The sequence below is a fragment of the Methylobacterium sp. CM6246 genome (genome assembly GCF_054818005.1).
Genome location: NZ_JBTXKY010000001.1, coordinates 5,606,638 through 5,630,128, shown reverse-complemented (window position 1 = coordinate 5,630,128; position 23,491 = coordinate 5,606,638). Strand labels below are relative to the sequence as shown.

Genomic DNA, 23,491 nt, shown 5'->3' with positions numbered 1-23,491 from the left:
ATGAAGACCCGAATGAGATCGGGCTCCGGCTTGATCCGATCGCGTACGGATGACCAAAGGCGGCAGACGAGAAGTAAATAGTTAGAAAATCAGAAAAATTCTACGTTGTCCTTGTGTGTGCTTATCTTGTGTGCCGTGAAGATTGCGATTCGCAGTTTCGGGCCAATCGGTCCTCACACGCAGAACAGAACCCCGGCCGTCCGCTCTTTCCGCCAGATTAGTTTCACGGCGTAGCGTATTTCGGTGTTCGCCAGCACGAGGTCGAACGCCGTCTCCAACGTGACAGCCTGGGAGCCGAGGAATTCCAGCATAGCGCCGCCGTCGGAAAGGTTCTGGATCCGGCAGGGAAAGCGCGATCCGTCGGGGTGCTGCGCGAAGGCCAGGAGCGCCGTTGCCTTGCGGTCGCTGGTGCGTCGCTCGACGAAGCCGCTCGGGGGCCTGGCGGTGCGGGGCATGGCCGAATGACCCTGGAAATCTCGGCCGATATGCCGCGATGTCAGTAAAAATGCGCCGAAAACACTAATGATCGATTGACTATGGTTGTATCTTCACGAAATTAAAGTTCCGGATTGAGCCTCCGACGTTGTGCGCGGATCGGCGCACGCCGCCCTCTGTCACGAGCGGCGTGCATCCGGCGATGCGCTGAGGCTGCTACCGACGCTCATCCTTGGGCATTGACGGTCCTTTGCCCGCCTTGATGAAGCGGCCGACGAACAACCCGACCGGGATCGACAGCAGGAACCAGTTCCGCAGGAATCGCAGCGACTTCGACACAGGTCGCTCTCCTCATCTCGATGTGTTGCGCATCAGATCACGATGCTCTGTGGGACCCAAACGCACGGTCCGACCACCGCGTTCGAGCCAGTTGCCGGAATCATGGCTTTTCCGATGCCGAGCCGGCAGGCTCGGCGCACAACCTCGACGCCCCCAGCACCCACGGGGCCCCGGAGACGTTCCATGCGCATCCGCCCCCGCCTCGCAGTCTTGTCATGTCTCGTCTCGGCCGCCTTGCCGGCCACCATCCGCGCCGAGGCGCCCGGCGTCGCGCCCACCCCTGCAGCGCCCCCATCCTGGACCACGGGGCTCTCCCACGATGTCCAGGGCAGCGGCCTGCCGGGCCTCGACGGCGGCCACGCATTCCTGTGGAACCGTCCAGGGGGTTTCGATCCTGCTTCGACGCTGCGGGTCGACCGGCACATCCCGGAGGGGTCGGGAGAGCCGGGCCACACCTACAAGGCGCTGTGGGCGCTGGGCTCGTCGGGCCCGCAGAATGCTGGCTACGAGTGGACGATCACGGGCGAACTGCACAACCGGAGCCTGGCCAGCACCGGAGCGCAGAACGTTGCCGTTAACGGCACGATCTTCAAGGAGCCCAACGGCATCGGTCCGGTGGGGCCGTCCTGGGCCGGAAACTTCAACTGCGTGGACATGACCCAGGAGGCCGACCCGGTCGCCTCCTGCATCGGAGCCGAGATCGACGTTTCCGCGCAATCGCCGACGACGGATCGCAATCGCCAACGGGTCGGCCTTCAGATCTCCACGGGCGGCGTTCCGGGCGCCCACACCGGCTACGGCGTCCTGCTGGGCAACCTCCCCGGCTCGGTGACCGACCGTGGTTTCTCGTTCCAGGGGGAGGGCACCTACGGGATCGGGATCGACACCGCGGCCGGCCGTTTCACCGGTGTGCCGATCCTGCTGGGCGCGGGCCAGTCGATCGCGCTCGACGGCAACCGTGACGGTGCCTTCGCGCGCACCTTAGGCTTCGATGGCCGGGATCTGGTCTACGGGACCGGGAACGGTCCCGTGTTCCGGGTGAGCGATGGGGGACGGGTTCAGGCCGCCTCCGTCCGGGAGACGCCATCGAACCCGCCGCGGAGCAGCCGTGAGACCTGCTCGCCGGGCGATCATGCCTGGGACGAAGCCTTCGAGTATCGCTGCGTCGCCCCCGACCGCTGGAAGCGCGCTGCGCTCAGCGACTGGTGAGTGTGGTGCTCAGGCTCGGCGGAAGGGCAGGATCGCCACAAAGGCGGCAGCCGCGGCGCCGATCACGCGCAGGAGCGCAGAGACCGGACTGTCCGGCGAGATCACCATCCACTCGAACAGCATCGCCCCCGACAGGAGGAGCAGCACCGAGACGAGCAGCGCTTCGCCCGAGACCACGTATGGCTTGGCCTTCATGTATTTCCCCCTGGCGCTTTTCTTGATCGTTCGCACCAGGGTGTTAGCGGATCGGCGACCGGAAGGCGAACCAGCGCCGGTTCAGGCTCAGCGGTCGAAGATGCGTACCACCGCGCGGGTCGCCGGATCCACAACCACGACTTTGTCGCCGGGGGCCACGAAGTAGCCGTAGCGGCGCAGGCGCGGGTTCTGTGTATCGGTGAACGGCGCAAGTTCGACATCAGCCGGCACGATGGTACCCGGCCGAAGCGGGATCGATCCGACGATCGGGCCCGGGCCGACCGGACGGCGCACGATGTAGTCGCGCACGACGACCTCATCGTCGGGACCGAAATCGTCCTGATCCACGACCACGCCCTGCGCGAAAGCGGATCCGGTGAACAGCGCGGCAAGCCCGAGGGCTGCGGCGAGGCTTGCGCGTGTCGACATGCGAGGCTCCGTGACGTCCAGGACCCGCGGAAACACCGCCCATCACGAATGCGTTCCCGCACGCTACAACGCGCGGCGTCAGCGCCCGACCTGCGCGGCCTCGGCCAACGGCACCGGCGACCAGCGGGTGATCTGCACGTAACCGTCCAGCGCGGCGATCACGACGTGCCGGCGATGGCGGTGCACGACGGTGCCGGGCGTGTGCGGGTGGCGCTCGCGCCAGCCCTGCGCCGCGGCGACGTAGACCCGCGCGTCGCCCAGCCGGGCGATGGTTTCGACGGTACCGAATGCCCGGACCCGGCGCAGGATCGACTCGACATCCTGGCGGAAGTCGAGGGTCCGGTCGCCGTCGGTGGCCCGGGGCCAGTACGACCCGTCGCCCTGAGGCTCGGCACGTCGCCAGCGTGCGGCAAGGTCCTTGCCGATCGGTCCTGACGCGAGACGCCGGGCCGCCATCTGGCACTTCGCGAGCACGGTCTCGTGGGACTCGGCCGATTCGAGGCCGAAGATCTCCTGGGCCAGGATATCGCCGGTGTCGAACCCGTCGGCGAGCACGTGAGCCGTGACACCCCAGGTCTCGTACCGGTCCAGCACCGCGCGAAACAGCGGGTAGGGGCCGCGTCCGGTCGGTAGCGGTGAGGGGTGGATGTTCAATCCGTAGGCAACCCGTCCGCGCCAGCCCTTCACAAGCCAGGGATAGCCGGCGACAACCAAGGCCCAATCCTTGCCATGCTCTGCCTGAAGGGCCTCGATGTCGCGCTCGTGGATACGCGACAGTTGGATCGGCAGGCGCATCGAACGAGCGCGGGCGACCAGCACGTCGTTGTGGTCGTAGACGCCGTCGCAGGGCCGGGTGAACAGCTTGACCGGCTTCCAGCCGGCCTCGACGAGGCCCTCGAACACGCCGCCGAGGAAATCGATGCCGGCGAACGCGAACTTCATGCTTGCCGCCTGCGACCTTGTGCACGTGGAGAGGGTGGGCCGGCCGCCTGCTCGGCAACAGCACCGGCCTTACTTTGTCCGGGCCAGGTTGGGTAGCAAGAGGCCCGTGCGTGCGACAGGTTCTGATCTACGGAGGCACGGGGGGAATCGGCCTGGCGACCGCCCGGGTTCTGCGGGCGCGCGGCTACGCCCTGCATCTCGCGGCCCGGGACGGCGACCGGCTGGCGCAAGCGGCCGACGAACTCGGCGATACGACCTTTACGGCGGGGGACGTCGGCGATCCGGACTTCTTCGCAGCTGCCAGCGAGGCGGCGGGGCCTTGCCTCGCGGGTCTGGTCTACGCGGTCGGCACCATCAACCTGCGACCGCTCGGACGGCTGACCCGGGCCGATGTGGAGGCCGACTTCCGCTTCAATGCGCTCGGCGCCTTCTCGGCCGTGCAATCCGCCGCAGCCGCACTCAAGTCCGGCGCCGGCGATTCGGGCTCCGGTGTCGTGCTGTTCTCGACGGTGGCCGTGGCACAGGGCTTCCCGGCGCACGCCTCGGTGGCGATGGCCAAGGGTGTCGTCGAGGCGCTCGGCCTGTCGCTTGCGGCCGAACTGGCACCGCAGATCCGGGTCAACGTGGTTGGGCCTTCACTGACCCGGACGCCGTTGGCCGCCGCCATCACCGGAAACGAGACTTTGGCCCAGGGAATCGCCGCCATGCACGCACTCCAGCGTCTGGGGCGGCCGGAGGATATCGCGGCGCTCGCGGCCTTCCTGGTGTCGGACGAGGCTGGCTGGATCACCGGGCAGGTAATCGGGGTCGATGGTGGGCGCGCCAACCTGCGCACGAAGGGCTGACGGGGTGCCGGCGAAGCTCGCTCGGCGGACCGGAGGGGTCTTACGGTTCGTCCTCGGCGATCAGCTGAACCGGCGCGTGTCGAGCCTGCTCGACCTTGATCCCGAACTCGACGTCGTCCTGCTCGTCGAGGTGCGGGGCGAGGCGACCTATGTCCGCCACCACAAGCAGAAGATCGCCTTCCTGTTCGCCGCCATGCGCCATTTCGCGGCCGAACTGGAGGCCGAGGGTATCGCAGTCGACTACGTCCGCCTGACTGATCCCGGCAACACCGGCAGCTTCACGGGCGAGCTGGAGCGGGCTGTCGCTCATCATGCACCCGATACCGTCGTCGTCACCGAACCCGGTGAGTGGCGGGTCTGGGAGATGATGCAGGACTGGCGCGAGACGCTGCCCGTCCCGGTGGAGATCCGATCCGACAACCGCTTCCTGTGCCCGCGGGCGGATTTCGACCGCTGGGCCGAGGGGCGTCATCATCTGCGGATGGAGACCTTCTACCGCGGCATGCGGCGTCGGACCGGACTCCTCATGGATGGTGGCGAGCCAGTCGGCGGTCGCTGGAACTTCGATCCTGATAACCGTAAGCGCTTACCGAAAGGGCACCAGCTGCCGGACCGGATCGGGTTCCAGCCCGATGCGACCACCCGGGATGCCATCGCGCTGGTGGAGCGTGAGTTCGCCGGCCATTTCGGCGACCTCGCGGCCTTTTCCTGGCCGGTAACGCGGGCCGACGCGCTGGCCGCCCTCAAGCACTTCATCGAACAATGCTTGCCCACCTTCGGCGATTACCAGGATGCCATGAAGGCCGGTGCGCCGTACCTCTACCACGCGCTGCTCTCGCCGCCGCTCAACGCTGGACTGTTGACCCCGGAGGAAGTCTGCTGGGCCGCCGAGCACGCCTATCGGGACGGCACTGCGCCGCTCAACTGCGTCGAGGGGTTCATCCGGCAGATCCTCGGGTGGCGGGAATATGTCCGCGGCGTCTACTGGGCGCGGATGCCCGAGTATCGGGAAACCAATGCACTGGATGCTGGAAGGAACCTCCCGTGGTTTTATTGGTCGGGTGAGACGAAGCTGAATTGCATCGCCAATGTGGTCGCCGATACCCGGCGCCACGCCTACGCCCATCACATCCAACGCCTGATGGTGACCGGAAACTTTGCCCTGATCGTAGGCCTGGATCCGGCACAGGTCGAGGAATGGTACCTGATCGTGTTCGCCGATGCCTACGAATGGGTCGAGCTGCCCAACGTGCACGGCATGGTGCTGTGGGCCGATGGGGGCGTGATGGGCTCGAAGCCTTACGCCGCCTCAGGCGCCTATATCGACCGGATGTCGGACTACTGCACGGGTTGCGCCTACGACGTGAAGGTCAAGGCGGGGCCGGACGCCTGCCCATTCAACTACCTGTACTGGAATTTCCTGATCGAGAACGCGGATACGCTTTCCGGGAACCCGCGCATGACGATGCCGTATCGGACCCTCCGGGCCATGAGCGACCAGCGCCGGGCCGAGATCCGTGCGGATGCGGGCCGTTTCCTCGGCGCCCTCGAATCCGAGCGCGCTCACCAGGGCGACCAGACCGCCAACGCCACGTAGGGTGAGGCGCTTCGCCGGGCCGTCTCGGTTTGGAGACCGGCCGACACACGGAAGCTGTAGCGGGCGATGGCGAAATCGGTTGCGTGCAAGCCGAGATTCCATTTCCGATAGCCCGTCTCGTCTCCGTAGACGCTGATTTCAGGGCCGAGATAAGCACCGCCTATCCGATAGCCCCAGGCCAGCCGTGTCCATAAACTGTCGCGCGTCGAGCCGGCGACAGCGGTCGCCTGCAGGAGCGTATTGTCCGTCGGGCGTGCCCAGATTTCGGCGTGTAGGCGCAAGCCATACGCGGCTGGCGAAACCGCCACGGCGCGCCCGTCGGCCAGCATCTCCATCGAGCCTTCAGGCCCCGCGAAGATTGCGGCCGTTCCCCAATCGAAGAACCATTGGTAACCGAGCACCGCGGCCGCGTTGAACGCGTAGCGCGTGCGCGGAAGGCCGAAGTCGCCGCGTTCGCGTTGCAGGCCGCTTCCGACGCTCGCGAGTATGACGAAGCCGTCCTGATCGAGGGGGCCGAGCCCGAGCTTCGCGCCGATGGTCAGGAACGTCGCAGCGCCGGCGTCGACGCTGCCGAACAGAAGCGCATCGATCTCTCCGCCGCATGCCGGAGAAGCCTGCGCAAAGAAAAGAAAAGCCGCAAGGGCGGGTCCGAGCCGTCTGCTCCGGCTTATTACGAAGGCTTTGCTCCTGCACACGGATCCGTCCTGTGTGGCGAGCCTTATACCTACAGGCAAACGACGTAGAGTGTCGCTCTACTCATCGTAGGTTCACTGGAAAATTACGTGAAGCTGCGCCAACGTGCTGTCCGAGATCTGCGCCGATTCGAAAATATGCTTTGATTGACGTAAGATATGCTTCAGGGTGAATCGAGCTGACCTCAGGTAGGGATCTCCGGCCGGGCGCCCACGATAAATTCGTGCGGCAGCCCCGCGCTTGGCCTGCCGGGTGATCTCGGCTAGAGCCCGCGCCAGGACAGCGAAGGTTGGCGGATCCTTGACTGCCGGTTCACGAACGTCGGACGTCCTCACTGTGCTGGCGAGCCAGGAGGGGGAGCGCCTTACCGTGGGCGACATCGTCGCGGTCCTGCGGGATCGCGCCTTCGCGCTGCTCGTGGTGCTGCTCGGCTTGCCGAACTGCTTGCCGATGCCGCCGCCGATCCCGCTGATCTGCGGGCTCCTGCTGCTGCTTGTGGCGGTTCAGATCGCGGCCGGCATGTCGGCGCCGTGGCTGCCACGGATCCTGCTCGGCCGATCGATCGCGCTCACCGATGTAAGGCGCGCCGTCACCCGGGCGGTGCCGATCCTACGGCGTCTGGAGCGCTGGTCGCGTCCCCGCGTCAGCGTGTTCGAGACCGCGCTGGGCATGCGCGGGATGGGGATCGCCCTGTTGGCGCTGGCGCTGGCGCTGATCGTGGCCGCACCGATCGTCGGGCAGATCCCTCTGGGGCTCGCCGTCTGCCTCGTGGGCCTCGGCCTCGTCGAGCGCGACGGCCTTGTCGTCATGGGCGGATTGGTGATCGGCCTCTTCGGCGTCGCCATCAATGCGGGCTTCGCCTACGCGGTCATCGCCGGGATCGTTAGCCTCCTGAACCTTTAAGCCGCACGGATCAGAGCCGGTAACGGATCTGGTCGGTCCAGAAACGCTCGAGGCGGCCCAGAGCCGTATTCAGCCGGCCGAAGTCGTCGTCCGAAATGCCTCCGATCGGCGCGATCGTGCGGGCATGCTTGTCGTAGAGCCCCTGGATGATCTCGTGGACCTGCTGGCCCTTCTCGGTCAGGCTGATCCGGACCGAACGACGGTCGGTCTTCGAGCGGGCGTGGTGCAGGTAGCCGGCCTCGACGAGCTTCTTGACGTTGTAGGAGACGTTGGAGCCGAGATAGTAGCCCTTCGTCCGCAATTCGCTCGCGGTCAACTCCTTGTCGCCGATGTTGTACAGTAGCAGCGCCTGGACGCTGTTGACGTCTTCCCGGCCGCGGCGCTCGAACTCGTCCTTGATCACGTCCAGCAGCCGGCGGTGCAGCCGCTCGACCAAGTGAAGCGCCTCCAAGTAGGAGCCCTTGGCGGACGGGGTCTCCTCGGGGGCCTCGCTCTTCGCGACACGGGCGCTCTGGGTCTTCATCGTCTGCCTCACCGTCTGATGCCGCGGCGCCCGTTCGATGCGGTGCCGCTGATGATGGCTAAGCTACGTACCGGGAATGAAAGGCGATTTAAGCGACAGGATGAATTCCCGATTTACTCTTCGCGTTAAAGACAAACTGAAGCGAAGATCAGAACGCTTCGTTCACCGTGCTTCCTGGGCGGCCAGCCAGGACAGCATGAAGTACATCAGCACGACGGTCAGGCCGAATACGAGCAACGGCACCGGCATCGGCACAAGTTGCGGGGTCAACACCGCCAGCGTCATCGCGGATGTCACGGCCAGCAACCAGATCACGCCGCCCCACGCGCTCGTCAGCCACAGGCCGATGGCGGCCGACGCGTCCACCACGGCGAAGTAGACGATCGCGGCCTGGCGGCCGAACGGCTCGATTTCGAAGGGGCGCGACTCTGGCAAGACGTCGAGGATCGTCGCCCAGGACGCGATGCTCTTGGCCAGCCAGAACAACGCGGTGATCCGCATGAACCAGACGAGGACCGTGTCCCATGTCCCGGGAGCGGGCCCCGGCGCGCGCTCGATCCGGTCGGTGGGCGTATCGCCCGGCCGAACACCCTTGCGCCGGATCGGGAAGGAGGCGGGCACTACGGCGTGTCCGTGGGTGAGAAAAGCCAATGCATCGTCGGGGGCCGCGATTGATGGGGGATGCGCTGGGTTGAATCGGTTCCGGCGCCCTGCGTCAACGGTCTGATTTCACCGTGCTCGGAGGGTGTGCTAGTCCGACAGCCCCAGCGCCGATGCGCCGCGCGACCCACGCTTCACCGCGCGCACGATACCGAAGCCGCATGTCAGACACCTTGCCAGAGCCGCGCCCGATCGCCCTGGAGGCCGCTCGCGAGAGCGCGCGTCCGGACGTGCTGAAGATCACGCAGCGCCCGCGCCGCAACCGAAAGGCGGAGTGGTCGCGGCGGTTGGTGCGTGAGCATACGCTCACGGTCGACGACCTGATCTGGCCGATGTTCGTGATCGAGGGCGAGGGCCGGCGAGAGCCGATCGCCTCGATGCCAGGGGTCGAGCGGCTCTCCGTGGACGAGATCGTACGCGACGCGGAACGTGCGGCGCGGCTCGGCATCCCGGCGGTGTCGTTCTTCCCCTACACCGAGGTCGCGCTGCGCGATCCGACCGGCTCCGAGGCGCTCAACGCCAACAATTTGGTCTGCCGCGCGGTGCGGGCCGTGAAGCGGGCGGTGCCCGAAATCGGCGTGATGACCGACGTGGCGCTCGATCCCTATACCAGCCACGGCCACGACGGGCTGATGAAGGACGGCGCGATCCTGAACGACGAAACGGTTGCGATCCTGGTGGAGCAGAGCCTGATCCAGGCCGAGGCCGGCACCGACATCATCGCTCCTTCTGACATGATGGACGGGCGCGTCGGCGCGATCCGGGCCGGGCTCGACAAGGCCGGTTTCCTCGACGTGCAGATCATGGCCTACGCGGCCAAGTATGCGAGCGCATTCTACGGGCCATTCCGCGATGCGATCGGCACCCAGGCAGCGCTGGTGGGCGACAAGCGCACCTATCAGATGGACCCGGGCAACTCTGCGGAGGCTCTTCACGAGGTCAGGCTCGATCTCGCAGAGGGAGCCGACTCGGTGATGGTGAAGCCGGGGCTGCCCTATCTCGACATCATCCGGCGGGTACGGGACGAGTTCCAGGTTCCGACCTTCGCGTATCAGGTGTCCGGCGAGTACGCGATGATCGAGGCGGCGGCCCGCAACGGCTGGCTCGATGGTGACCGCGCGATGGTGGAGGCTCTCCTCGCTTTCAAGCGCGCCGGTGCCGATGGGGTTTTGACCTACCACGCGCCCCGGGTCGCAGAGCGCCTGCGCACCATCCGGTGAGGCATGGGCGCCGCTGGCTCCTCGGAGCGGCGGTGGTGGCGGGTTTCCTAGGGGGGCTCGCGGCCTGCCAGGACACGCTCCGCCAGGAACGCGTCGCGACCTGCCGGCGTGCTCTCCCGGCTGTGGCGCCGCAGCCCGGCATCCGGTTGCTGCGCGCCGCGCCGGGGCCAGCCGCGGATACTGTCCGGGTCGATTATGCCGAGGGCAACCGTCAGCATTGGCTGACCTGCCGCTTCGATGCTGGCGCGACGCTCATCGCGCTGGCCACCGAGGGGAGCAGCCTGTCCGGTTCTTCGCTCTACCTGCTGAAGCGGTTCTACCTCGACACGCCGGACGCGGAGGCCGATGATCCGGCGCAGCGCTGAACGCACGCGCATCCGCTCTTGCGGCGGTCGCTTTCCGCACCCACGTTTCGATCGGCCGCCTCGCTTGCAGGACGCGACACCATGCAGAATCCCCAACCCGGTTATGCCGAGCAGCGCTACGAGGCCCCCGGCTACGCGGCTTCGCTGCCCATCCCGTTCGTGCGTGCCAGCCTCGGGGCCCGCACCGTCGCGTACCTCCTCGATATCCTGTTCATCTTCGGCTTCACCGCCCTGTTGACGCTGTTGATCACGGTCGTCGGCGTGGTGACCTTCGGGCTCGGCTGGACCTTGTTTGCGGTGCTTCCGGCGAGCGGCGTGATCTACAGCGCCATCACGGTGGGAGGAGCCAAGCAGAGCACCATCGGGCAGCGCCTGATGGGCCTCCGGGTTGTCGCCCCCGAGCGCGGCGGCCCCGTGGACTTCATCAGCGCGGCTGTCCACGCGCTGCTGTTCTACGTTGCGGTCTCGACCTTCCTTCTGTGGTGCCTCGATGTCGCGTTCGGCCTGATGCGCGCCGATCGACGCCTGGGCCACGACCTGCTGCTCGGCCTGGCCGTCGTCCACGACCGCTGAGATCCCGTAGGCGCGACGAAATTCTCATGCGGCGAGCGGCCGGGGGCATTGAGCCCGGCCGCGTCGCCTGTACATTGGTACGCCGGCGCCGCAAGGACCACCCGGTGCAGGGCCAAGACCAAGCGTGACGAGTCACCCGCGCGACACTCCGCAATTCTACCTGACCGCGCCTTCGCCGTGCCCGTACCTTCCGGGCCAGGAGGAGCGAAAGGTGTTCACGCATCTGGTCGGGCGCCGTGCCCGGGACCTCAACGAGATCCTGACCCAGGGTGGCTTCCGCCGCTCGCAGACCATCGCGTATCGCCCGGCCTGCGAGACCTGCCGCGGCTGCATCTCGGTGCGGGTGGTGGTGGATGACTTCCAGCCGACCGCCAGCCAGAAGCGGATCCTGGCGCGCAACGACGACTGGATCGGCGCGCCGGAACCGAATCGCCCAGCCTCGGAGCAGTACGCTCTGTTCCGCCGTTACCTCGACGCCCGCCACGGCGATGGCGGCATGGTCGACATGACGGTGCTCGACTACGCCATGATGATCGAGGACAGCCACGTCGACACGCATCTGGTGTCGTACCGGCGGCGTGGTCCGGACACGGCGATTACCGGCCGCGGGTTCGGCCCGCCGCTCGCCTACTGCCTCACCGACGTCCTCGCGGACGGCCTGTCGATGGTCTACTCGTTCTACGATCCGGAGGAGGCCGGGCGCTCGCCGGGCACCTACATGATCCTCGACCACATCCAGCGCGCCCGTCGCCTCGGGCTGCCGTATCTCTACCTCGGCTATTGGGTCGAGGGCTCGCGCAAGATGGATTACAAATCCCGGTTTCGCCCGCAGGAGCGCCTGATGGGACAGGGCTGGGTCCGCGTGCCCTGACCGGGATCGACATCAAACGGCATGCTCTCGCGTGGCGCTGGCCTGCGTGAACCGCATTGAGCGGCCGGGCCGCCGCATGCTACCGGCCACGCACGAACTCCGGACCGTGCCGAGGCCCCCATGATCCCCCGTTACAGCCGCCCGACGATGACGGCGATCTGGTCGCCCGAGAGTCGCTTCAAGATCTGGTTCGAGATCGAGGCCCATGCCACCACGGCGCTGGCCGAGATCGGTGTCGTGCCGAAGGCGGCGGCGGAGACGATCTGGGCCAAGGGCAAGGATGCGGCGTTCGACGTGGCCCGTATCGACGAGATCGAGGCGGTGACGAAGCACGACGTCATCGCGTTCCTCACCCACCTCGCCGAAATCGTCGGCCCGGAGGCGCGCTTCGTCCACCAGGGCATGACCTCGTCGGACGTGCTCGACACCTGTCTCAACGTCCAGCTCGTGCGCGCCGCCGACATCCTGATCGCCGATGTCGACGCGCTGCTGGCGGCCCTGAAAAGCCGGGCGCTGGAGCACAAGCTCACCCCCACCATCGGCCGCTCACACGGCATCCATGCCGAGCCGGTGACCTTCGGCCTCAAGCTCGCACAGGCCTATGCCGAGTTCGAGCGCAACCGCCATCGCCTGGTCGCAGCCCGCAAGGAGGTCGCCACCTGTGCGATCTCGGGCGCGGTCGGCACCTTCGCCAACATCGATCCGCGGGTCGAGCAATACGTCGCCGAGAAGATGGGCCTGACCGCCGAGCCGGTCTCGACCCAGGTCATCCCGCGCGACCGCCACGCGATGTTCTTCGCGACGCTGGGCGTCGTCGCCTCGTCACTCGAGCGCTTGGCCATCGAGATCCGCCACCTGCAGCGCACCGAGGTGCTCGAAGCGGAGGAATTCTTCTCCGAAGGTCAAAAGGGATCTTCGGCGATGCCGCACAAGCGCAACCCGGTGCTCACCGAGAATATCACCGGCCTCGCCCGGATGGTCCGGGGCTACGTCGTCCCAGCCATGGAGAACGTGGCGCTCTGGCACGAGCGCGACATCTCGCATTCCTCCGTAGAGCGGATGATCGGCCCGGATGCTACGGTGACCCTCGATTTCGCGCTGGCCCGCATGACCGGGGTGATCGAGAAGCTGCTGATCTACCCGGCCAACATGCAGAAGAACCTCGACCGCCTTGGCGGCCTGGTCCATTCGCAGCGGGTGCTGCTGGCGCTCACCCAGGCCGGCGTGTCCCGCGAAGATTCATACCGGCTGGTCCAGCGCAACGCGATGCCGGTCTGGCGCGGGGAGGGCGACTTCCTGGCTCTGCTGAAAGCGGATGCCGAGGTGACGGCGGCGCTGACGCCCGAGCAGATCGAGGAATGCTTCGACCTCGGCTATCACTTCAAGCACGTCGACACGATCTTCGCGCGCGTCTTCGGCGCAGCCTGAAAACCGCTGCACGAATCCTGCTTGGGCCCGTGACGAACACAGGAAGGCAATCCGTGACCGCTCCCCGCATCGTCTACCTCAACGGCGCATTCCTTCCTTTCGAGGAGGCGCGCGTACCGATCATGGACCGTGGCTTCCTGTTCGCGGACGGAATCTACGAGGTCTCGGCGATTATCGACGGCAAGCTCGTCGACAACGCCGCGCATCTCGCCCGCCTGGATCGCTCGCTCGGCGAGATCGGCATCCGCAACCCGCACGACGCGGCCGGATGGGAGAAGCTGCAGACCGAGCTCGTCGCGCGCAACGGCGTCCGCGAGGGGCTCGTCTACATGCAGGTCACCCGCGGTGTCGCCGAGCGCGACTTCGCCTTCCCGAAGGCCGGGACAGAGCCGACCGTGATGATGTTCACGCAGGCCAAGACCGTCCTGGCCAACCCGCTCGCCGAGACCGGCGCCCGGGTCATCACCGTCGAGGACCTGCGTTGGAAGCGGCGGGACATCAAGTCGGTGGCCCTGCTGGCGCAGGTTCTCGCTAAGCAGCAGGCCGCCGAGGCCGGTGTCGCCGAGGCCTGGATGGTCGAGGATGGCGCCGTGACCGAAGGCTCGTCGTCCACAGCGTTCATCGTGAGCCGCGAGCGCGTGCTCGTCACGCGGCCGCTCTCGACGGCGCTGCTGCCGGGCATCACCCGGGCCTGCGTGTTGAGGCTCGCCGGGGAGGCTGACCTCAAGGTCGAGGAGCGGTTGTTCTCGGTCGCCGAGGCCTACGACGCCCAGGAGGCGTTCTTCACCAGCGCCTCAGCCTTCGTGATGCCGGTGGTCGAGATCGACGGCCGGTCGATCGGCGAGAGCGGCCCCGGTCCGCTGACCCGGCGCCTTCGCGAACTCTATATCGAAGCCGCGCGTCAGGGTTGAGTGGCCCGGGCCACGCAGCAAACAGGAACGGATCCGACACAAGTCTGTTGCTCTCGGAACTCGTGTTCCAAGAGGGGAGACCAACCTTGTCGCGGAAAATCCTGCTCGCCGCTTTTGCGGCGGCCCTGTTTGCTGTTCCCGCCTATGCCCAGAACCCGGATGCGCCGCTGAAAGGCCGCGATACCGATCCGGCCCTGCCGCCATCGACCCAGACGCCACCGGATCGCGTCCGCCCCAGCGCCGACGCGCCACCCAAGGATCAGTCGCTCAGCGACAAGCTCCAGAAGAACGACGGTGTGATCAAGCCGCCGGAGTCCGGCACCACTGGCACCGTGGTGAAGCCGGACGAGACCGGTTCGATGCCGGTGATCAAGCCGCAGGAACTCCCCGGCCGGAACTCCGGCACCGAGGCGAAATAAGCGCGTTCCGCGGAGCGTGCGGGCTGCCATGTGGCAGCCTTGCTTGATTTCGCCGCGCGGATCGCGGAAACGGCTCACGACGTACGCAGCCCGCACCCGTGGGCTGCTCCGTCCCGGTTTCCGTCGCGGGTAAGCAGGCAGGCATGGCCAACGTCGTCGTTGTAGGCGCCCAGTGGGGTGACGAGGGCAAGGGCAAGATCGTCGACTGGCTCTCCGAGCAAGCCGACATCGTCGTCCGGTTCCAGGGCGGCCACAACGCCGGCCACACGCTCGTCATCGACGGGGTGACGTACAAGCTGGCGCTCCTGCCATCCGGGGTCGTGCGCGGCGGTAAGCTCTCGGTGATCGGCAACGGGGTCGTGGTCGATCCCTGGCACCTCGTGGACGAAATCGAGCGCATCAAGGCGCAGGGCGTCGAGGTTTCGCCTGCTTCGCTGCGGATCGCCGACAACGCCACGCTGATCCTGCCGCTCCACCGCGAACTTGATCATTTCCGTGAGACCGCCAACGCCGGCCTGAAGATCGGAACCACGAAGCGCGGCATCGGGCCCGCTTACGAGGACAAGGTCGGCCGCCGCGCGATCCGGGTGGTCGATCTGGCCGATATCGATGCGCTGCCGGCCAAGATCGAGCGGGTTCTGACCCACCACAACGCGCTTCGGCGCGGCCTCGGCATCGAGGAGGTGAACGCCGAAGCGCTGCTCGCCGAACTCACCGCGATCGCGCCCAAAATCCTGCCCTTCGCAGACACCGTCTGGTCGCTCCTCGACGACCAGCGTCGGGCCGGCAAGCGCATCCTGTTCGAGGGCGCGCAGGGCGCGCTGCTCGACGTCGATCACGGCACCTACCCCTTCGTCACCTCCTCGAACATCGTGGCCGCTCAGGCGGCGACGGGGTCCGGCCTCGGCCCGGGCGCGATCGGCTACGTGCTCGGCATCGCCAAGGCCTACACGACCCGGGTCGGCGAGGGGCCGTTTCCCACCGAGCTGCATGACGAGATCGGCGAGACCATCGGCGCCCGTGGCCGCGAGTTCGGCGTCAATACGGGCCGCAAGCGCCGCTGCGGCTGGTTCGACGCGGTCCTGGTGCGCCAGACGGTTCGGACCTCCGGCATCCATGGCATCGCGCTCACCAAGCTCGATATCCTCGACGGGTTCGACGAGATCCGCGTCTGCACCAGCTACAAGCTCGACGGGCAGACGATCGACCACCTGCCGGCGAGCCAAGCCGCGCAGGCCCGGGTCGAGCCGGTCTACGAGACCATTCCGGGCTGGTCGGAGACGACTGCGGGCGCGAGATCCTGGGCAGATCTGCCGGCGCAGGCCATCAAGTATGTCCGCCGGATCGAAGAGCTGATCGGGGCGCCGGTGGCGCTGCTGTCGACGTCGCCCGAGCGTGACGATACCATTCTGATGCAGAATCCCTTCGAGGATTGAGGGCTGAAGCCCTATCCCGTTGATGACGCACCTTTTCTGCTGTTCGGCATGTATCCAGCCCGCGTCCGCTTGATCTAGAACCAGCCTATGGCGGGCGGCGGTCTCAGGGATCGACCGCCCGGTACGATATCGGAGGAACCGACTCGCGGGTGCCGATCCGCGCGGCGGGCAGACATCACCGGCCGGCGGCCGATCCCGATCGTCGTTCGGGAACGAACGTCGGTCCTCGGCCATCGACCGGTCCTGCCGGGCGACGGCCGAAGGCGCGGACCTGGGCAACATGGCCGATTATTACCCGCTTCTGGCACGCGCGCTCGATGCGCTGCCCGACCGATCACCCGCCCTGCGCAAGGCGGTCTACGACCGCGCCCGCAACGCCCTCATCAGTCAGCTCCGCTCGCTGGATCCCCCGCTCTCGGAAGCGGATATCGATCTCGAACGCCGGGCGCTCGACACTGCGATCGAACGGCTCGAAGTCGATCACGGGGGGCTTCCGGCGCCGGCCAACGACGCCGCGGTCGCTCCGCCGGAGACAAGCCCCCGGCCGGCCCCGCCCGCGGAGATCCCAGAGCCGGCGCCGCCCATTCCTTCGCCGCCAACCCCGTACCGCGAGCCCATCCCGGTCCAGGCGCCGGAGCCGGTTCTACCCGCCGCGCCGCCGCCCTTCGCCCCAGCGGCTGCGCAGGAGCCGGAACTACGCGACGCGCCGATCGCGATTTCCTCACGGCGGCCGGGGCCGTCGCCGGCCGCTGCGACCTTTGAGGAGCCGCAGTCCGAGGCCGATCCGGCTCCCGACACCGGGGATGATGCGGATCCCGCGGCGGCATCGGGCGACGGCGGCAACGGTCGCCAGCGTCCACGGATCGAGGTCGTCCCGCCGCGGTCGGGGCGCTCGCGCATCCTGCGCAACGCCTTCGTTGGAAGCGTCCTGGCGATCGTGATCGGATTGATCGCGGTGGCGGCGTTCCTGCTTCGCGACCGGCCCCAGAATCTGCCGTCCAGCTCGACCGAGACCGCAGATTCGCAGCAGACGGACAGCGAAACGAAGTTCGGCGACCGGGTCGGCGGCGAGTCCGCACCCACACCGCGGACGCCCCCACGTGCGGAGAACGGCACGCCGCCTCGCGTCGCGCCGGCGCCGGCCCAGTCAAACCTTGCCGTCGCCCAGCGTGCGGAACTGATCGAGGAGGGGACGGGCACCGACAATGCGCAGCCGACGCGGACGACCGGCCGGGTAACTTGGCGGCTCGACACGGTGAATGGCGAGCAGGGTCAGCCGCTCCAGAACGCCGTGGTCGCGACTGTGACGATCCCGGATGCCGGGCTGACGCTGGTGATGACGATCCAGCGCAATCTCGACGCGACGCTGCCGGCCTCACATACGGTGAGCCTCGCCTTCACCCAGCAGAGTGGGACGGGGCGGACGGTGCAGGATGTCGGCCTGCTTCAGGCCAAGGACGACGAGAACGGGCGCGGCTCGCCGGTCTCCGGCCTGCCGGTGCGGGTCCGGGACAACCTGTTCCTCATCGGTCTGTCGTCGCTACAGAACGACGTCGATCGCAACACGGACCTGCTGCTCCACCGCAACTGGTTCGATCTGGCCGTCCGCTACACCTCGGGCAAGCGCGCGGTGCTGACCTTCGAGAAGGGCAGCGCCGGCGCCCAGGTGTTGCAGAGCGCTTTCGACGCCTGGCAGTAATCGTGGCCGGCGCGCTCCGGCGCGCCGGATTGCACGGTCAGTGAGCCTCGATGCCGGTGCGCGGCAATTCGCGGTTGGCGATGTTGCGCTTCACCGCCTCCTGCACCTTCTCGAACGCCCGAACCTCGATCTGGCGCACACGCTCACGTGAAACGCCGAACTCGCCGGATAGGTCTTCCAGCGTGATCGGATCGTCCGCGAGGCGCCGGGCCTCGAAGATCCGCCGCTCCCGCGGGTTCAGCACGCCGAGGGCGTCGCGCAGGGCCGAGAGGCGGTTCTGCCCCTCCTGTTCACGGGCCAGCACCGTCTCCTGGCTCGGGGCGTTGTCGACCAGCCAGTCCTGCCACTCACCTTCGCCTTCCTCGCGCAGGGGAGCGTTGAGCGACGTGTCACCGGACAGGCGCCGGTTCATGTCGATCACGTCCTGCTCGGGCACGCCCAGGCGAGTCGCGATCTGCTTGACCTGATCCGGCCGCAGGTCGCCCTCGTCCAGCGCCGAGATCTTCCCCTTCGCCTTGCGGAGGTTGAAGAACAGCTTCTTCTGGTTGGCGGTGGTCCCCATCTTCACGAGCGACCAGGAGCGCAGGATGTATTCCTGGATCGCCGCCTTGATCCACCACATGGCGTAGGTCGCAAGCCGGAAACCCTTGTCGGGATCGAAGCGCTTGACCGCCTGCATCAGGCCGACATTGCCCTCGGACACGACCTCGCCAATCGGCAGGCCATAGCCGCGATAGCCCATGGCGATCTTGGCCACGAGACGCAGGTGCGAGGTTACCAGCCGATGTGCGGCCTCACGGTCGCCGGCATCCCGCCAACTCTTGGCCAGCGTAAATTCTTCCGTCGGCTCCAGCATAGGGAACTTGCGGATCTCGTCGAGGTAGCGCGAGAGGCCACCTTCATTGGCGAGCACGGGCAGCGTACCGGCCATGGCATTCTCCTGGACTCTTGTCCCCCTGACGGGCGGACGCGACGGGCAACAGTGCCGTCCACTCGGGCCGCTCTTGAGCCGACCCTCCCGACCACCCATGTCATACGGGTACGTCGGACGGGCCGGTCGCGGTTGGGCACCCCCATATTGCCATCAACGCGCGACCGGCCGATTGGTCGTACCATGTCACGATCTGACGCGGCTCGCCGTGACCTTTCGCACGCCGCGCGGCTACGGTTTCATCCCCGATCCTAAGCCGTCAAGCTTTCGCCAGGGCGTTCACCAGCGCGGCGATATCGGGCGGGATCGGGCTTTCGAACCTGAGGGTCTCGCCGGTGCGCGGATGCCTGAAGCCCAGCAGTTCCGCGTGCAGCGCCTGACGTCCCAGCGTGGCGAGCGCGTCGCGTGCATCCGGCGACAGCCGGGCCGCCTTGGTGCGGAACGCGCCGCCATAGACCGGATCGCCCAGAAGCGGGTGGCCGCGATGGGCGAGGTGGACGCGGATCTGGTGCGTTCGGCCCGTCTCGAGGCGGCAGCGCACGAGGGCGACCTCCGGGTAGGTCTCGGCGACCGCGTAATGCGTGACGGCGTGCCGCCCGGCCTCCTCGGAGACCACGGCGATCTTCTCGCGGTTGTGGCGCGACCGGGCCAGGCTCGCCTGGATCGTTCCCGCTCGCGGATGCGGCACGCCCCAGACCAAAGCCGCGTAGGCCCGCTCCAACGGCCCCGTCCGGCCATGGTCCGCGAACTGCGCCGTCAGTCCCTGATGGGCTGCATCGTTTTTCGCGACCACGATCAGGCCGCTCGTGTCCTTGTCGAGGCGATGCACGATGCCGGGCCGGCGCACGCCACCGATCCCCGACAGGCTCGCGCCGCAATGACCGATCAACGCATTGACCAAGGTTCCTCGCTCGTGTCCCGGCGCCGGATGCACCACCAGCCCGGCCGGTTTGTCGATCACGACGAGGTCGTCGTCCTCGTAGGCGATCACCAAGTCCACAGCCTCGGCCGCGGGTTGGGCATCCGCGGCCGGTGGCACGTCCAGGCTGATCTGTGCTCCGACGGCGACCTTCGCAGACGGGTCGCGCACCTGCGTGCCATCCCGGCGCACGCAGCCCGTACGCACGAGATCCTGGAGCCGCGCCCGCGACAGATCCGGAAACAGCGCCACCAGTGCCCGGTCGAGCCGGATCCCCCCCTCGGCCACGGTCCCGACCCGTTCTTCGTCGTTTGCGTTCACCACGACCTCAATCTGCGCTCCACCGCACCGAACCGTGCGGAATCTCGAGAGAAGGCCCTTGCCCCCCCGGCGGGGCGTGGCTATAGCACCTGCGCGCCGCCGGAAAGCTCCCATCGTCTAGCGGTCTAGGACGTCGCCCTCTCACGGCGAAAACAGGGGTTCGATTCCCCTTGGGAGCGCCACCGGTGCATTTCTCCACATCGTTGGGTTCGGTAGGGCGCGAGCGAGCGCTTGCGCTGAACCTATTGAGCGAGCCGCACCACCTCGCTAGCCGGTTGGGTGCCGGATAGCGGGTTGTCGCCCGATGTTGCGGCCTCTGACAGCAGGTTTCCTGCACACCCCCGGAATGAGTTTTCTGCATCTCGGCTTTGAATAATTTTAATCGGCGTTCCAGCCGAGCGCCGGATTAAGCGGCTTGAGCGGACGTCTACACCTCACTGCGCCAGGCTTCGCTTCGCCATCCGTCCCGCCTGGCCGAAGAGGAAATCCATGCGTTCTTTCGTTCTCGGCGCTGTTCTCGCCGCCCTGATCCCGCTTTCGGCCCAGGCCCAGGAGGCTGGTGACGCGGCTGCCGGCGAGAAGGCGTTCGCCCCCTGCAAGGCGTGCCACAACTTCCAGAAGAACGGGGTGGGTCCGGATCTCAAGGGCGTGGTCGGGCGCAAGGCCGGCACCTACGAGGGCTACAATTACTCTGCCGCGCTGAAGAATTCCGGCCTCACCTGGGACGAGGCCAACCTTCACGAGTGGCTGAAGAACCCGAAGGCAAAGGTTCCCGGCAACAAGATGATCTTCCAGGGCTTCACCGACGACAAAAAAATCAATGACGTGATCGCCTACCTGAAGGCCCAGTCCTGAGGAGGCTCTCGATCGAAGGATCGAGCGACTCAGCACAGATGAGATATTCCGAGTCATTGAGGTCGGAATAATCCCTGGTGATCACAAAAAATTTGTGGCAGATATTTCGTTCTGGAAGTCATCACGATAGCTTTACTTCGGTGAATGGTATTGCTATCGTTTGATCGGTCGCCGGCGTAACGCACCGAGCGTCATATTCCTTGAGCCCCGCCGGCTTCTGCCGCGCGGGGTTTTTCTTGCTCTCGAATCTTTGGCGCACCGCGTCGGCGACCGAGATCGCAAAAGTCCAACTTGTCGCGACAGCGGATGACCCTGGCAGTCCTGGCCGTCGCGCGTCACCTGATGCTAGCGAAGGCCCAGCGCTTGATGGACCAGAACGAATGTCCGGAAGCCCTCGAGAACCACGGCACCATCTATCTGATCTGAGGCGGCTTGGCCTTAGAGGCCCGGACCTGTCGGACCAGCTCCGGATGCAAATTTGGGTGGAACCGCCCGACGCATGGTTGCAGGTTTACTGCGCGTTCTGCTTGTTGCGCCGGCTTTTGAACCGTTGGGCGTGTGAGTGCGTTCCCGAAGACTTCGGTCAATCAGGATAAACGATGCCCATTCGCGTTCTCACAGCTGCGGCCGTCGCCAGCCTCTTCCTTGCCGGGCAAGCGTCTGCACAGGCCCCTGCCACCGTGCCCGCGGCCCCTGGAACGCCGGGCGTCGTGGCGCCTCAGAGCAGCACCACCGGCGGCAACGCCGCCGTGACGGCATCGCCGACAGGTCAGCCGGCCGATACGCGGTCCAACAGCTCCTCGTCCGCCGGAAATGCCAACCAGCCCGAGCGCGCCGTGCCCCAGGGCGGCGGCGGTGGCGGAAGCAGCAAATAACGATCGAGCCTCTTCGGGCTGCGTCGTTCAGCATGTTGAATGGCGCGACGATCAAGACGGCCTCGGATCCCGCAGTGACGCAGGGGTCCGGGGCCAACAGTTCGCCCCAAGAAAAGGGGCCGCGTTTTATATCGGCCGGCTTATGAGCTGCAGCGCGCTTGCTGCCAATCAGCAGCTGAGACGGCGGCCTTCGGCCATTCCGATCTTCCGGTAGTGATACAGACCGGACTTCACTTGCCCGCTGATGACCGCACGGCGGACGTCCGGATTGCAGCGCAGATACTCCATCTCGTCGAACGCATAATCGCCTCGTCCGCCGCGGGGTGCACGATCATAATCCCGCCCGTAATCACGGCGGTCCCGCGAATCGTAGTCCCGTTCGCGACGGTCATAGTCGCCGCGGTCGTAGCCGTAATCTCGGCCGCCATAGGGTTGGGCCAAGGCTGGGGCCACGGCGCTGAGGAGCGCCAGACCCAAAACGGTCGCTGAAATCGCCTTCATGCGGACTTCCTTATCGGTACGAAGCAAGAACGAGTTTGGGGAAATGTGGTTCGACGCCGGAGTTGCAGTCGCTGTCTCTACGTCAGTCGTCATGTTCGTGGCCGGCCTTGCAGGACAAAGCGGCGTACCGGAATAATCTCTCATGTGCGCGGGTTCCGTCCAGGACAAAGAGCTGGAGGAGAACCACGAGACCGGTTCGTGCCGTTCACGAATGCGCGGCGTTCTGCATGGTTGGAGGCGCCTGCGGACATCGTGTCGATCATCGCGGTGTCGCGCGGTTAAGTGCGCGCCAGGTGCCGCCCGAAACCACCATCTGTGCTAATCGATCACCTCGTCGGCCGTCGCGAGGAGCGACGGCGTGATCGTCAAGTCGAGGGACGCGGCGGTTTTCAGGTTGATCAGGGTCATGAAGCGCTCGCTCGCCTGCACCGGCAGGTCGCCGACGGACGCCCCGCGCAGGATCCGGTCGATGTAGCCGGCGGCCTGCTGGACGTCCCGGGCCACACTGGTCGTGTAGGCCGCGAGCCCGCCCATGCGGACCTGGGCCGCGTAGGCGTAGACCGCAGGCATGCGTTGCCGGGCGGTCAAGTCGATGATCTGCCGGCTGTAGACTCCGGTGATCGCATCCGGCAGCACGATCAGACCGCCATGAGGTTCCTCGGCGAAGGTAGTGATCGCCCGTACGATCTCGGCCGCGTCGTGGACGCCGCTGGCCTCGGCCTGGATGTGAAGTTCCGGGCCGATCCGGGCGAGCTCGGCACTGTAGCCGGCAAACCGCGTGCGGTAATCCGGATTGATGATGGCGCGCGCCCGCGTCACGCCGGGGCTGAGTTCCTTGAGGAGCTGCAACCACTTACCGACGAATGTGTAGTCGAAATTCGTGAACCCGGTCAGGTTGCCGCCTGGACGCGACAGGCTGGCGACCAGGCCGCCGCCGACCGGATCCTGCGCTTGGATGAACACCACCGGTGTGGTCGTGGTCGCCTGCTGAAGGGCCGTCGTCCCCACGACACCTTGCGCGAAGACCAGATCGGGCTTGGCCGCCAGGATCTCGTCGGCCTGCCGGCGCATCTTCGCGCTGTCGCCGTCGCCGTACCGCAGGTCCACGGCGAGGTTCTGGCCCCAGGTCCAGCCGAGCTTCTGCAGGCTGTCCTTGAGCGTGCCGACAATGATCGACACATCCGGATGACCCTCGTCGTAGACCAGGAGGACACCGAGACGGCGCCGAGCCGGGGTCTGGCCGCATCCGGCCGCGGGCCAGGCGACGGCACCGCCGAGGCCCACAAGGACGTCGCGTCGCCTCATGCGCGTATTCCCGGAGAACTCCGGCTGAGGCAGTTGCGCGGTCGGCCGATCGAAGGACGCGCCATCCCGCCTGCTGCTCGATTGACAGAGAA

General features: G+C 66.7%; 26 protein-coding genes and 1 tRNA gene. 15 read left to right on the top strand and 12 right to left on the bottom strand.

What is annotated here, in order from left to right:
- Positions 1-173 precede the first annotated feature (173 nt).
- Entirely contained in the window at positions 174-455 is a 282-nt protein-coding gene (locus ACYQPG_RS27230) for a PilZ domain-containing protein (protein WP_147909753.1), read from the bottom strand.
- Between the two features lie 196 nt (positions 456-651).
- Positions 652-774, bottom strand: coding sequence for a hypothetical protein (locus ACYQPG_RS27225; protein WP_281407101.1), 123 nt, complete (start codon positions 772-774; stop codon positions 652-654).
- A gap of 183 nt (positions 775-957) precedes the next feature.
- On the opposite strand from ACYQPG_RS27225, the gene ACYQPG_RS27220 reads away from it, so the two are divergent.
- Positions 958-1,983, top strand: coding sequence for a hypothetical protein (locus ACYQPG_RS27220; protein ID WP_147909754.1), 1,026 nt, complete (start codon positions 958-960; stop codon positions 1,981-1,983).
- Between the two features lie 9 nt (positions 1,984-1,992).
- Here the strand turns inward: ACYQPG_RS27220 and ACYQPG_RS27215 are convergent, their stop codons facing one another.
- From ACYQPG_RS27215 to ACYQPG_RS27205, 3 genes are all read right to left on the bottom strand, one after another.
- Positions 1,993-2,178, bottom strand: coding sequence for a hypothetical protein (locus ACYQPG_RS27215; protein ID WP_147853280.1), 186 nt, complete (start codon positions 2,176-2,178; stop codon positions 1,993-1,995).
- An 87-nt stretch (positions 2,179-2,265) separates the two neighbouring features.
- Positions 2,266-2,607 (bottom strand): DUF1236 domain-containing protein, encoded by a 342-nt coding sequence (locus ACYQPG_RS27210; RefSeq protein WP_419830710.1) that lies wholly within the window; start codon positions 2,605-2,607, stop codon positions 2,266-2,268.
- Positions 2,608-2,685: 78 nt separating this feature from the next.
- Positions 2,686-3,549 carry a formyltransferase family protein gene (locus ACYQPG_RS27205; RefSeq protein WP_419830709.1) on the bottom strand — a complete coding sequence of 288 codons (864 nt, stop codon included), beginning with the start codon at positions 3,547-3,549 and terminating at the stop codon, positions 2,686-2,688.
- A 110-nt stretch (positions 3,550-3,659) separates the two neighbouring features.
- Here ACYQPG_RS27205 and ACYQPG_RS27200 point away from each other — a divergent pair, with 110 nt between their 5' ends.
- Both ACYQPG_RS27200 and ACYQPG_RS27195 read left to right on the top strand, forming a co-directional pair.
- Complete coding sequence (locus ACYQPG_RS27200) at positions 3,660-4,394, top strand: SDR family NAD(P)-dependent oxidoreductase (RefSeq protein ID WP_461232109.1); 735 nt, start codon at positions 3,660-3,662, stop codon at positions 4,392-4,394.
- Positions 4,360-5,991 (top strand): cryptochrome/photolyase family protein, encoded by a 1,632-nt coding sequence (locus ACYQPG_RS27195; protein WP_461232108.1) that lies wholly within the window; start codon positions 4,360-4,362, stop codon positions 5,989-5,991. Before ACYQPG_RS27200 ends, ACYQPG_RS27195 begins: the two co-directional genes overlap by 35 nt.
- Here ACYQPG_RS27195 and bcsS read toward each other — a convergent pair.
- The gene (gene bcsS / locus ACYQPG_RS27190; RefSeq protein ID WP_461232107.1) at positions 5,958-6,686 is read right to left on the bottom strand and encodes a cellulose biosynthesis protein BcsS; all 729 of its coding nucleotides are present in this window, start codon (positions 6,684-6,686) and stop codon (positions 5,958-5,960) included. The two genes, ACYQPG_RS27195 and bcsS, sit on opposite strands and share 34 nt — an antisense overlap.
- Positions 6,687-6,984: 298 nt before the next feature.
- On the opposite strand from bcsS, the gene ACYQPG_RS27185 reads away from it, so the two are divergent.
- Entirely contained in the window at positions 6,985-7,587 is a 603-nt protein-coding gene (locus ACYQPG_RS27185) for an exopolysaccharide biosynthesis protein (protein WP_281407102.1), read from the top strand.
- A 10-nt stretch (positions 7,588-7,597) separates the two neighbouring features.
- Here the strand turns inward: ACYQPG_RS27185 and ldtR are convergent, their stop codons facing one another.
- The gene (gene ldtR / locus ACYQPG_RS27180; RefSeq protein ID WP_147853274.1) at positions 7,598-8,110 is read right to left on the bottom strand and encodes a transcriptional regulator LdtR; all 513 of its coding nucleotides are present in this window, start codon (positions 8,108-8,110) and stop codon (positions 7,598-7,600) included.
- Positions 8,111-8,272: 162 nt separating this feature from the next.
- On the bottom strand, positions 8,273-8,731 hold the full coding sequence (locus tag ACYQPG_RS27175) for a DUF6163 family protein (protein WP_461232106.1): 459 nt from the start codon (positions 8,729-8,731) through the stop codon (positions 8,273-8,275).
- Positions 8,732-8,931: 200 nt separating this feature from the next.
- Here ACYQPG_RS27175 and hemB point away from each other — a divergent pair, with 200 nt between their 5' ends.
- From hemB to ACYQPG_RS27130, 9 genes are all read left to right on the top strand, one after another.
- Positions 8,932-9,990 (top strand): porphobilinogen synthase, encoded by a 1,059-nt coding sequence (gene hemB, locus ACYQPG_RS27170; protein WP_147909761.1) that lies wholly within the window; start codon positions 8,932-8,934, stop codon positions 9,988-9,990.
- A gap of 35 nt (positions 9,991-10,025) precedes the next feature.
- Entirely contained in the window at positions 10,026-10,355 is a 330-nt protein-coding gene (locus ACYQPG_RS27165; protein WP_246691991.1) for a hypothetical protein, read from the top strand.
- 81 nt (positions 10,356-10,436) lie between these two features.
- A complete protein-coding gene (locus ACYQPG_RS27160) occupies positions 10,437-10,928 on the top strand; it encodes an RDD family protein (RefSeq protein ID WP_147909763.1) in 492 nt (163 codons plus the stop codon).
- A gap of 124 nt (positions 10,929-11,052) precedes the next feature.
- Entirely contained in the window at positions 11,053-11,799 is a 747-nt protein-coding gene (locus ACYQPG_RS27155) for an arginyltransferase (protein ID WP_147940810.1), read from the top strand.
- Between the two features lie 120 nt (positions 11,800-11,919).
- On the top strand, positions 11,920-13,227 hold the full coding sequence (purB, locus tag ACYQPG_RS27150; protein ID WP_419830706.1) for an adenylosuccinate lyase: 1,308 nt from the start codon (positions 11,920-11,922) through the stop codon (positions 13,225-13,227).
- A gap of 53 nt (positions 13,228-13,280) precedes the next feature.
- Complete coding sequence (locus ACYQPG_RS27145) at positions 13,281-14,138, top strand: D-amino-acid transaminase (RefSeq protein ID WP_419830705.1); 858 nt, start codon at positions 13,281-13,283, stop codon at positions 14,136-14,138.
- An 86-nt stretch (positions 14,139-14,224) separates the two neighbouring features.
- Positions 14,225-14,557, top strand: a complete 333-nt coding sequence (locus ACYQPG_RS27140; protein WP_147909768.1) for a hypothetical protein — start codon at positions 14,225-14,227, stop codon at positions 14,555-14,557.
- Between the two features lie 143 nt (positions 14,558-14,700).
- On the top strand, positions 14,701-15,993 hold the full coding sequence (locus ACYQPG_RS27135; protein ID WP_147909767.1) for an adenylosuccinate synthase: 1,293 nt from the start codon (positions 14,701-14,703) through the stop codon (positions 15,991-15,993).
- Between the two features lie 280 nt (positions 15,994-16,273).
- On the top strand, positions 16,274-17,692 hold the full coding sequence (locus ACYQPG_RS27130; protein ID WP_461232105.1) for a histidine kinase: 1,419 nt from the start codon (positions 16,274-16,276) through the stop codon (positions 17,690-17,692).
- 37 nt (positions 17,693-17,729) lie between these two features.
- Here ACYQPG_RS27130 and rpoH read toward each other — a convergent pair whose 3' ends face one another.
- Together rpoH and ACYQPG_RS27120 are read right to left on the bottom strand one after the other, a co-directional pair.
- Positions 17,730-18,623, bottom strand: a complete 894-nt coding sequence (rpoH, locus tag ACYQPG_RS27125) for an RNA polymerase sigma factor RpoH (RefSeq protein WP_147853264.1) — start codon at positions 18,621-18,623, stop codon at positions 17,730-17,732.
- 259 nt (positions 18,624-18,882) lie between these two features.
- Entirely contained in the window at positions 18,883-19,866 is a 984-nt protein-coding gene (locus ACYQPG_RS27120) for an RluA family pseudouridine synthase (protein ID WP_419830703.1), read from the bottom strand.
- Positions 19,867-19,969: 103 nt separating this feature from the next.
- On the opposite strand from ACYQPG_RS27120, the gene ACYQPG_RS27115 reads away from it, so the two are divergent.
- Together ACYQPG_RS27115 and ACYQPG_RS27110 are read left to right on the top strand one after the other, a co-directional pair.
- Positions 19,970-20,045, top strand: a tRNA-Glu gene (locus tag ACYQPG_RS27115).
- A gap of 307 nt (positions 20,046-20,352) precedes the next feature.
- On the top strand, positions 20,353-20,718 hold the full coding sequence (locus ACYQPG_RS27110) for a c-type cytochrome (protein ID WP_419830702.1): 366 nt from the start codon (positions 20,353-20,355) through the stop codon (positions 20,716-20,718).
- Between the two features lie 1,043 nt (positions 20,719-21,761).
- Here ACYQPG_RS27110 and ACYQPG_RS27105 read toward each other — a convergent pair.
- Positions 21,762-22,094 carry a hypothetical protein gene (locus tag ACYQPG_RS27105; RefSeq protein ID WP_147908141.1) on the bottom strand — a complete coding sequence of 111 codons (333 nt, stop codon included), beginning with the start codon at positions 22,092-22,094 and terminating at the stop codon, positions 21,762-21,764.
- A gap of 318 nt (positions 22,095-22,412) precedes the next feature.
- Positions 22,413-23,399, bottom strand: coding sequence for an ABC transporter substrate-binding protein (locus ACYQPG_RS27100; protein ID WP_461232104.1), 987 nt, complete (start codon positions 23,397-23,399; stop codon positions 22,413-22,415).
- Between the last annotated feature and the right edge of the window lie 92 nt (positions 23,400-23,491).

Bases quoted from the DNA above. Each gene is read 5' to 3' on its own strand.
- ACYQPG_RS27230 (WP_147909753.1), bottom strand. From the start codon at position 455: ATGCCCCGCACCGCCAGGCCCCCGAGCGGCTTCGTCGAGCGACGCACC.
- ACYQPG_RS27205 (WP_419830709.1), bottom strand. From the start codon at position 3,549: ATGAAGTTCGCGTTCGCCGGCATCGATTTCCTCGGCGGCGTGTTCGAG.
- ACYQPG_RS27100 (WP_461232104.1), bottom strand. From the start codon at position 23,399: ATGAGGCGACGCGACGTCCTTGTGGGCCTCGGCGGTGCCGTCGCCTGG.
- ACYQPG_RS27160 (WP_147909763.1), top strand. From the start codon at position 10,437: ATGCAGAATCCCCAACCCGGTTATGCCGAGCAGCGCTACGAGGCCCCC.
- ACYQPG_RS27130 (WP_461232105.1), top strand. From the start codon at position 16,274: ATGGCCGATTATTACCCGCTTCTGGCACGCGCGCTCGATGCGCTGCCC.
- ACYQPG_RS27105 (WP_147908141.1), bottom strand. From the start codon at position 22,094: ATGAAGGCGATTTCAGCGACCGTTTTGGGTCTGGCGCTCCTCAGCGCC.
- ACYQPG_RS27210 (WP_419830710.1), bottom strand. From the start codon at position 2,607: ATGTCGACACGCGCAAGCCTCGCCGCAGCCCTCGGGCTTGCCGCGCTG.
- purB (WP_419830706.1), top strand. From the start codon at position 11,920: ATGATCCCCCGTTACAGCCGCCCGACGATGACGGCGATCTGGTCGCCC.
- ACYQPG_RS27195 (WP_461232108.1), top strand. From the start codon at position 4,360: ATGGTGGGCGCGCCAACCTGCGCACGAAGGGCTGACGGGGTGCCGGCG.
- hemB (WP_147909761.1), top strand. From the start codon at position 8,932: ATGTCAGACACCTTGCCAGAGCCGCGCCCGATCGCCCTGGAGGCCGCT.
- rpoH (WP_147853264.1), bottom strand. From the start codon at position 18,623: ATGGCCGGTACGCTGCCCGTGCTCGCCAATGAAGGTGGCCTCTCGCGC.
- ACYQPG_RS27220 (WP_147909754.1), top strand. From the start codon at position 958: ATGCGCATCCGCCCCCGCCTCGCAGTCTTGTCATGTCTCGTCTCGGCC.
- ldtR (WP_147853274.1), bottom strand. From the start codon at position 8,110: ATGAAGACCCAGAGCGCCCGTGTCGCGAAGAGCGAGGCCCCCGAGGAG.
- ACYQPG_RS27110 (WP_419830702.1), top strand. From the start codon at position 20,353: ATGCGTTCTTTCGTTCTCGGCGCTGTTCTCGCCGCCCTGATCCCGCTT.
- ACYQPG_RS27215 (WP_147853280.1), bottom strand. From the start codon at position 2,178: ATGAAGGCCAAGCCATACGTGGTCTCGGGCGAAGCGCTGCTCGTCTCG.
- ACYQPG_RS27135 (WP_147909767.1), top strand. From the start codon at position 14,701: ATGGCCAACGTCGTCGTTGTAGGCGCCCAGTGGGGTGACGAGGGCAAG.